9 protein-coding genes are annotated in these 9,478 nt (G+C 46.9%); 7 read left to right on the forward strand and 2 right to left on the reverse strand.

Features of this window, described 5'->3' with window-relative positions:
- Positions 1–581 (reverse strand): FecR domain-containing protein (locus AAC033_RS16980; RefSeq protein ID WP_339740314.1); only part of this gene is annotated, 581 nt, incomplete at its 3' end.
- Positions 582–661: 80 nt separating this feature from the next.
- The gene (locus AAC033_RS16985) at positions 662–1,198 is read right to left on the reverse strand and encodes an RNA polymerase sigma-70 factor (RefSeq protein ID WP_339740316.1); all 537 of its coding nucleotides are present in this window, start codon (positions 1,196–1,198) and stop codon (positions 662–664) included.
- 167 nt (positions 1,199–1,365) lie between these two features.
- Between AAC033_RS16985 and hydG the strand changes: the two genes are divergently transcribed.
- The 7 genes from hydG to AAC033_RS17020 all read left to right on the forward strand — a co-directional run.
- A complete protein-coding gene (gene hydG, locus AAC033_RS16990; RefSeq protein WP_339740318.1) occupies positions 1,366–2,763 on the forward strand; it encodes a [FeFe] hydrogenase H-cluster radical SAM maturase HydG in 1,398 nt (465 codons plus the stop codon).
- 147 nt (positions 2,764–2,910) lie between these two features.
- Entirely contained in the window at positions 2,911–3,111 is a 201-nt protein-coding gene (locus tag AAC033_RS16995; protein WP_339740320.1) for a hypothetical protein, read from the forward strand.
- 330 nt (positions 3,112–3,441) lie between these two features.
- Positions 3,442–4,689, forward strand: coding sequence for a [FeFe] hydrogenase H-cluster maturation GTPase HydF (hydF, locus tag AAC033_RS17000; RefSeq protein ID WP_339740321.1), 1,248 nt, complete (start codon positions 3,442–3,444; stop codon positions 4,687–4,689).
- 286 nt (positions 4,690–4,975) lie between these two features.
- Complete coding sequence (locus AAC033_RS17005) at positions 4,976–5,929, forward strand: alpha/beta hydrolase (RefSeq protein ID WP_339740323.1); 954 nt, start codon at positions 4,976–4,978, stop codon at positions 5,927–5,929.
- A 12-nt stretch (positions 5,930–5,941) separates the two neighbouring features.
- On the forward strand, positions 5,942–6,772 hold the full coding sequence (locus AAC033_RS17010) for an endonuclease/exonuclease/phosphatase family protein (protein ID WP_339740325.1): 831 nt from the start codon (positions 5,942–5,944) through the stop codon (positions 6,770–6,772).
- 39 nt (positions 6,773–6,811) lie between these two features.
- Complete coding sequence (locus AAC033_RS17015; RefSeq protein ID WP_339740327.1) at positions 6,812–7,873, forward strand: FAD-binding oxidoreductase; 1,062 nt, start codon at positions 6,812–6,814, stop codon at positions 7,871–7,873.
- An 83-nt stretch (positions 7,874–7,956) separates the two neighbouring features.
- Positions 7,957–9,478: beta-N-acetylhexosaminidase (locus AAC033_RS17020; RefSeq protein ID WP_339740329.1), on the forward strand; the 1,522-nt coding region annotated here is incomplete at its 3' end.

Genomic DNA, 9,478 nt, shown 5'->3' on the forward strand with positions numbered 1-9,478 from the left:
GCATAGCTGCTGATATTGAACTTGGTTCCGGTAACCAGCACATCAAACTTATCGGTTTGCACCGTGAAAGGATGATTGGCATCCGCCTCCACCTCAAAATAACCTTCGCCGGCTAAACGAACCACCCGGTTGGTGGCTGAAAAATCGGGATCGATTTCCAAGCGGCTGTCGGCATTCAACTTCACCTTGGTACCATCGACCAACACCAATTCTGATTTCGAGCCCTGAGGCACATAATAGGATTGGATTTGTGCTTGCTGATCAAAAAAACCAGGCTGCAAAATGCTGCCAATCAAAAAGCCAACCAACAGTACGGCTGCGGCAACAGCTCCGGGCAACCAGCCTGGAAAAGAGCGGGTCGGCTTTTGCAGAGCTTGCCTTTGATAGAATTTTAAAAGTTGTTCGGTATCCCGCTGCGAAGTTTTCAAACTGGCATCCCAGGTATCTTTTATTTCAAGAAAACGCTTTTTATTCTCCGGGCTGGTAGCTACCCACTGTAATAGTGCTTTTTCATCCTCCTGTGAGCATTCGCCATTTAAATATCGGGCAATTAGTCGTTCATGTGTTGTTGTATCCTTCATCCTTAAAACCTTTTTAGGCCATTTACCAAGAACACAACCAGCGAATGAAAATTACGTCATTCAAAATCAAAAAAAATCAATTATTTTTTCAAATGCCAGATATTTAACAAGATATGAAGCATTATTTCGGAAAGTTTTTCTTTCAGCGAAGCGAGTGCACGAAACAAGCGCGTTTCCACAGTCCGAACAGGAATATTGAGCCGTTCGGCAATCTCTTTGTTTTTCAGTCCTTCAAAACGGCTGAGCTCAATCACTTCGCGATGAATAGCAGATAAGGAATGAATGGCTTGGTAAATTTTAGCCAGGCTTTCCTTTTCAATCAAGGACTTTTCGCCACTTTCAAAATACCTGATTTCCAATTCGAAAAAGGCAGCCCGTTCCTGATGTTTTTGCATCACTTTTTGATGCTTAAGGTAATTGAGACACGCATTTCGGGTTGAACGAAACAAGTAGGCCTTCAGGTGTTCTTCATCCAGATCCAGCTTCCGCTTCTCCCAAATCAAAGCAAAGACATCCTGTACCAGATCCAAAGACACTTCTTCGTTGGCGACAAATTTATGAGCATACAGAACCAGTGGCTGGTGATACCTTTTAAAAATGGTATTAAAATCGGACATTATGCTATTTTTACCGACGGTAAATTAGTGAAATTAAGTTGATATTAAAAAATGGAATAATTGGCAAGTATACCATGCCTAACTGTTTCGTTTCACTAAACTATTGTACTTTTGTGGCAAACCTAAGGGAAGCTTAACGGGCTGACTTCAAGGGTAAATCAAAGCGAATGAAAACAGCAGCAACAACCATTATCAACGAGCAGGAAATCAGTGACATTCTGCAAAAATACAGTCGTCCGAGCCACGAAGAGGTACGCGACGTATTGGCCAAAGCAGCCGAAATGAAAGGCCTCAATCTGCAGGAGGTCGCGGTTCTAACGGGCATTAGCGACCCGCTTCAACTGCATGAGCTGTTTGAAACAGCTAACCACATCAAAGACACGATTTACGGGAAACGACTGGTGCTATTTGCGCCGCTCTACATATCGAACCTGTGCGCCAACGAATGCACTTACTGTGCCTTCCGCGCCAAAAACAAAGCTATCGTCCGCCGGTCGCTGAGCCAAAATGAGATTGAGCACGAAACTGAATTGCTGATTAAACAGGGACACAAGCGGGTGCTTTTGGTAGCCGGCGAATCGTACCCCAAACAAGGCTTTCAATATGTGCTCGACGCGGTACAGTCGGTTTACAGAGCCCGCTATAGTGATGCGGAAATCCGCAGGGTCAATGTGAATGTGGCTCCACTCAGCGCCGACGAGTTCAAATTATTGAAGGCCGAAAAGATTGGAACCTACCAGCTTTTTCAGGAAACCTACCACCACCAAACCTACAAAAACGTACACCTTGGCGGGAAGAAGCGTGACTACGACTGGCGCATTTCCGCTTTGCACCGGGCCATGGAAGCCGGAATCGATGACGTGGGCATTGGTGTGCTGTTTGGGCTGTTTGACTACCGTTTCGAACTGCTGGCCATGATGCAGCATATTGCAGAACTGGAGCGCGTATTTGGCGTTGGCCCGCACACCATCAGCGTTCCGCGCATGGAGCCGGCAACTGGATCTGATGTGGCTTCTCACCCACCCTTTCCGGTTTCGGATCTGGAATTTCGAAAAATTGTCGCTATCCTGCGCCTGGCGGTGCCTTACACCGGCATCATCATGTCGACCCGAGAAACAGCCAAAATGCGAAGCGAAACCTTTGCCTTGGGCGTTTCCCAAATCTCGGCCGGCAGCCGTACAAACCCCGGCGGATACGAGGAAGGGGTAGACGATGATGTTTCCGGACAATTCTGCCTGGGTGACCACCGTCCGCTGGATGAAGTGATTCGTGATGTGGCACAAATGGGCTATGTACCCTCATTTTGCACCGGCTGCTACCGGCTCGGCCGCACCGGGCAGGATTTTATGGATCTGGCCAAACCCGGTGCCATTAAAGCGCACTGCGGACCAAACGCACTCTCCAGTTTCATGGAGTATCTGAACAATTATGCCTCACCTGAAACCTATCAAACCGGTATCCAATTGATTGAGAAAACCATTGCCGGAATGGAAGGATTGCCAGCCGATCGCGCTCGCAAACTGGTTAACAGGGTCAAAAAAGGACAAAAAGATGTGTTTTGCTAACGAGTGGTAACTACAAACAGGCCAGAACCTTTTATTTAATAGGTTTTAACAACTATCTGGAATAATTCTAAATAAATGTTAACGTGATTTTTATTTAGAATTATTCTTAATAAATTGCTCCAGTTATAAACTTAAAAAATGGAAAATATGAAGAAGTTGGTTTTAGTATTAGCAATTGTATTCACTTTTGGAGTTACTTACGCTGGAAATATGGCTGCTGCTGACAAAGAAACAAAAACAGAGCAAGTGGCTACAGCTGAAAAAGACAGCAAAACAAAGAAAGCTGAGAAAAAAGGCGATTGTGAAAAGAAATGTAGCGAGAAAAAATCTTGCGGAGACAAAGAGTAAATCTTTGTTGAATAAGACTCAAAAAGCCGGTTAATAGCCGGCTTTTTTTTGTATCCTGATCCAGGATTTGATCCGTTCAGAGATCAACCTGAATTCTGGTGAAAAATTGGCGTTATCCTATTCAAAAAACCTTATTTTCAAAAAAAAAAGAATTCCACAAGACACCCTGATTTGTTGGTCAGACTTTTCCCCAGATAGAATGTGAATTGATCTCCCTTAGCCCTATTTATTTCCCGAATGTCAAATCGAAGGTCAGACCTGCGCATATTTCAATAAAACGTTGCATTAAAATCGGATCATTCGTACTTTTCAGGACAAATTAAAAACAACATGAAATCACCCAAATCCTTTCGTTTGCACATTGGTCTGTTTGGACGCCGCAATGTTGGCAAATCTTCCCTGCTGAATGCGCTCACTGAGCAGGAAGTCTCCATTGTTTCTGAAATTGCAGGAACAACCACCGACCCGGTTGAAAAGCCCATGGAGCTGCTGCCACTTGGCCCGGTGTTGTTTATCGATACAGCCGGAATTGACGACGTGGGAGCGCTGGGTGAAAAGCGCGTTCAAAAGACTAAATCTGTTTTCGACCGGACCGATTTGGGCATCATCGTATCAAACAGCCAGGATTGGGGCGAGTTTGAAGAAAAAACATTACAAGAGCTGAAAGACCGGGAGATTCCGGTGATCGTGGTTTTTAATAAAGCTGACCTGTATCCGGGCCGTTCGTGCATGTTCAACAGCTTGGCTGGAGAAAAGTTACCGGTATTGGAAACATCGGTCAGCACCGGCTTCGGAATCGATGACCTACGTCAAACCATTTTGAAAACCGCTCCCGACGACTACATCAACCGGCCGGCCATTGTGTCTGATTTGGTTGGACCGGGCGAAGCCGCCATTTTGGTGGTTCCCATCGATAAGGAAGCGCCCAAAGGCCGGCTGATTCTGCCGCAAGTACAAAGCATTCGCGATTTATTGGATGGCGACTCCTTCTGTATGGTGGTCAAAGACCAGCAACTGCCCAAAGCGCTTGCACAAATGAATCAGGCCCCCAAACTGGTTGTTACCGACAGCCAGGCCTTTGCGCAGGTGGCTGCCGTCACGCCACCTGAAATACCACTGACGGGCTTTTCCATCTTGTTTGCCCGCTTTCAGGGCGACCTGACAGAAATGGTGCGCGGCGCTATGGCCATCGACCAGCTAAAACCAGGTGACCGGGTGCTGATTGCCGAAGCGTGCTCGCATCATCCCATTGAAGAAGATATTGGCACAGTTAAAATCCCAAACTGGCTAAACAAGTATGTTGGCGGTAAACTAACCATTGAACATGCCCGTGGCCGCGACTTCCCCACCGATGTCAGTCAGTACAAGCTGATCATTCATTGTGGCGCATGCATGTGGAATCGTCGTGAAATGCTGTCGCGCATTCTGAAAGCAAGGCAGGCCGGAGTCCCCATCACGAACTACGGCCTGACCATCGCTTACTCAGTCGGAATTTTTGAGCGGGCCCTTCAACCATTTCCAGCAGCGCTGGAGGTATATCGGAACAGGAAGCAGCAACTTCTGTACGACGGGCAATAGAATAAATCAACCAATACTTTTTTTGATCTTTACCGCATTGTATATTTCCTTGATATGGAAAACAGTAGAAGACATTAAAAAAGATGGGAAACATCTGGATTCAACAGCTTTAAACCATCTTCCATCGTTTTCATGTCCTGTTGAAGCATTGAGATTGCGATTTAAATTAAACCCAAATTCCGGTTATCAATCAAAATTCAATTCAAAAAGCCCATTGCCAAGGCTATTATTTTTGGTTATTTTAGCAAAGTCTAAGAGCTAAACCTGAATCCGCAAATCAAATAACATGAAGAAGTTAATCCCGGCGTTTTTTCTGTTTCTCTTTTCCGCGGCCACCTTGGCCCAGGAACGTTACCTAGAAGAAATTACCGATTCCGTTGAAACAGAAACCTACACCTACATTCAAAAAGACGGACAAACCCTGGATCTCGATATTTACACCCCGGCTTTTGATGTTGAAGAAAACCGGCCGGCATTACTGTATGTGCATGGTGGGGGCTTTTCTGGAGGTACACGCGATGGCAAAGAAACCATCGAATTTTGCGAACGAATTGCCCGACGGGGGTATGTAGCCGTCTCCATAAGTTACCGATTAACGCGAAAAGGAACCGAAACGGCGTTTGGTTGCGACTGCCCGGCCGAAGAGAAACTGGCTACTTTTTCCGCAGCAGTGGAAGACATCCAGGATGCCACTTATTTTTTGATTGAAAACCGTGCGCAATTCGGCATTGATCCATATCGGATCATACTTTCGGGAAGCAGTGCCGGAGCTGAGGCTGTATTAAATACCGCTTACCAACCACCCTATTGCTACGATCTGGATGGCGGGCCGGTGGCTTATGCAGGTGTTGTATCCATGGCTGGTGCCATACCTGATACCGCGCAAATCTACGATGAATCGGCTGTTCCTTCGCTGCTTTTTCACGGTACCTGCGATAATTTAGTGCCTTATGCTACCGCGCCGCATCACTACTGCGATGAAGACAAGCCTGGCTACCTGGTTTTGCATGGCGGAAAAACGATTGCCGATCGCTTGCACCAGCTCGACCAACCCTATTGGCTGTACTCCGTTTGCGGCGGTAACCATAGCGTTGCCGGTTCGCCCATGACCCAACAGTTTCAGGAAATCATGACTTTTTGTTATGAATTTGTGCTTCATCATTCCAAAAACCAAATACATACCGTTATTACAGGAGATCACCAGTGCGAATACCCTGGCTTTAACTTTTGCCAAAATTAAACCCTATTTGCTATGAAAATCATACTGCTTGTTATGACAATTTTACTAACCACAGGTTCCGCATTCTCACAGACACACAAAGTGGTCAGCTACAATATTCGATACAACAACCCAGACGACGGCGAAAACGCCTGGTCAAACCGCAAACATCTGGTGACCGACCTGCTACGCTTTCACGAGGCTGACATCATTGGCATGCAGGAAGTTTTATACGCCCAGCTGACTGATATCTCGCTGCAACTACCGGCATTTGACCAGATTGGTGTGGGGCGCGAAGATGGAAAAGCGGGTGGAGAATACTCACCTATTTTTTACAACAGTCGCAAATACCAGCTCAAAATTCATGGTTGGTTCTGGCTATCCGAAACCCCTGAAGAACCAAGTATGGGTTGGGATGCCGCCTGCAAAAGAATTTGCACCTATGCCCTGTTCGAGGATTACGACAATCGGAAAAGCTTTTGGGTGTTCAATACCCACTTTGACCATGTGGGCGATGAGGCCCGGATCAATTCGGCCCGACTGATTCTACAGAAAATTGATTCGCTAAACACCAAGAACGATCCGGTGATTCTAATGGGTGATTTCAACTTAACGCCGGATACCAAACCCATTGAACGTATCGAAACCCAGTTTTTTGACAGCCGTAAAGTCTCGGCACAAACGCCTTACGGCCCGGTAGGCACCTATAATGGATTCAACTTCAACAGTGAACTAAAAAACCGGATTGATTATATTTTTGTCAAAGGCAAGCTGAATGTGCAAAAGTACGGTGTACTGACTGATTCGTACGAAAATCGTTATCCATCGGATCACCTGCCGGTATTGGTTGAATTTGAGTTTTAGCCGCTGAACATTTCCCTGACTCCGCTGTCTTTATTCTCAATGAAAGTTGACTACCTCATCATTGGGCAGGGGCTGGCAGGCAGTTTACTGGTTTATGAACTGCAGAAGGCTGGCAAGACCTGTTTTGTACTAGACGATCCCACTTCTGTTAAAGCATCGGAAGTGGCAGCCGGCGTGGTGAATCCCGTCGTATTTCGCCGACTGACAAAAAGCTGGCTTGTCGATGATTTGTATCCCCAACTGCTGGACACATATGCCGAACTGGAAGAGCGCTTCGGAATCAAGCTGTTTCATCCGCTGCAAATTAAAAAGGTCCTTGGAAAAGGAGAAGCGGAGTTCTGGCAAAAGAAGTGGGCCGAAAACAAATTGCAGCCTTACCTTGAAGCCAAGCCTGACAGACTGCCACACCCATTTTTACAAGCAGATTTTGGGATAGGAACAGTCGCACAAAGTGGCCGAGTCGATCTGAAACAATTGGTTCAAAAGATGAACAATGAACTGCAGCAACAGCAATGCATTCGTTTTGAGAAACTAAATTTAAACGCTTTAAAACTGGAAGAAACCCAAGTTTGCTATCAGGATATTCGTGCTGAAAAGATTTTGTTTTGCGAGGGCCATGCCGTTTCTGAAAATCCATTTTTCAAGGCGCTTCGCTTCCGGCATACCAAAGGCGAGGTTCTTCGCATAAAAACCAACAACTACAACGGTAACTTCATTTTAAACAAAGCCATGTTTTTGATGCCTGAAGGCGAACAGTTTTTCCGGCTCGGCGCGACCTACGACTGGAAAGATCTATCACTCCAAACAACCACAAAAGCCCGAGAGAAATTAGAGGAAAAGCTCGTTGCTGTTTTTACTGACCAGTTTGTCGTCATTGATCACCAGACCGGAATCCGCCCAACTACCCACGACAGGCGTCCGGTCATCGGGCTGCATCCGGAGTACCCACAAGTGGGAATCTTCAATGGACTGGGCTCGAAAGGCGCCATGCTTGGCCCCTATTTTGCCCGGCAGTTTGCCGCGTTCCTTTGTGGCGAAATCAGTGAGTTGCATCCGGAAGCTACCATCAACCGCTACTTCATAAACAAAAAAGGAAGTTAAACTTCCAATACCCAACAAAACCCGTTGTTTCAATCAAAATGTTTTCTTTACCTTAGTCTGAAATATTTCTAACCTATTCGAATATGAACAAAAAAGTTTTCATTCAACTGACCATGCTTGGAGCCCTATTTTCCTGCACACCCAAAGAACCAACCGATTTGACAAAAAACACCGTGATTCCGAAACCAGTTTTTGTGACGGCAACCGGAAATTCGTTTCAACTAAGCAGTGAAACCGGCATTTTTGTCCAAAGCAATGACCTAACCAACACTGCCGAGTATTTAAGTGAAAAATTGAATCCGGCAACCGGCTCCCAATTTGCAGTTCAAACAACAACGGAGGCCCCGGCAAAGGGAATTTTCCTCACCTTGGGAAATGATCCGGAACTGGGCGACGAAGGCTACGAACTGTTGATTGATAAAAAACTGGTGACTGTGCGGGCCAATCAGCCAGCCGGCATCTTTCGTGGCGTACAAACCATCCGGCAACTTCTGCCGGCCACCATCGAAAGCCAGGCGGTTCAGGAAACCGAATGGACCATCCCGACGGGCACCATCCGTGATTTTCCAGAATACGAATACCGTGGGACCATGCTCGATGTAGCCCGCCATTTTTTAGGAGTTGACGACGTGAAACATTACCTCGACGTGATGGCCTACTACAAATTCAACGTCATGCACTTGCATTTATCTGATGATCAGGGCTGGCGTATTGAAATTAAATCGTGGCCCAAACTGACCGAAATTGGCGGAAGCACCCAAGTTGGCGGTGGCGAAGGCGGCTTCTTCACCCAGGAGCAATACACCGAATTGGTGAATTACGCATCGGAACGTTTCATTACCATCGTTCCCGAAATTGACATGCCCGGGCACACCAATGCGGCACTGGCTTCGTATCCTGAGTTGAACTGCGACGGCAAGGCAACCGAGCTGTATACGGGTACTGACGTTGGCTTCAGCACCTTGTGCACCGACAAAGAAATTACCTACGAATTTGTGGATGATGTGATTCGCGAACTGGCCGAACTTACCCCAGGTCCTTACATCCACGTTGGTGGCGACGAATCCCACGTAACCGATGTGAAAGATTACATTCCTTTTATTGAACGGGTGCAGGATATCGTTTACTCGCACGGAAAAACCATGATTGGCTGGGACGAGGTAACACTGGCGAAACTCGATCGGCGTAGCATTGCCCAATACTGGGCCAGCGCCGAAAACGCCAAAAACGCCGTTGATCAAGGCGTCAAAGTGATCATGTCGCCGGCTGCCAAAGCGTACCTCGACATGCAGTATGATTCCATTTCGCCGCTGGGCTTGCACTGGGCGGGTTACATTGAAGTGGACACCGGCTACAACTGGGATCCGGCTACTTTGGAAGAAGCAATTGGTCGAGAAAACATTCTGGGAGTGGAAGCACCGCTGTGGACCGAAACTGTTACCAACCGCTCGGAAATGGAATACCTGGTTTTTCCGCGACTGGCAGGCTACGCCGAAATTGGCTGGTCGCCAGCCAATGGGCGCAACTGGGATGAATACAAACTACGACTGGCTTCGCACGGCAACATCTACGACAGTTGGGGAATCAACTACTATCGTTCGACAC

The organism is uncultured Sunxiuqinia sp. (assembly GCF_963974515.1).
Classification (GTDB): domain Bacteria; phylum Bacteroidota; class Bacteroidia; order Bacteroidales; family Prolixibacteraceae; genus Sunxiuqinia.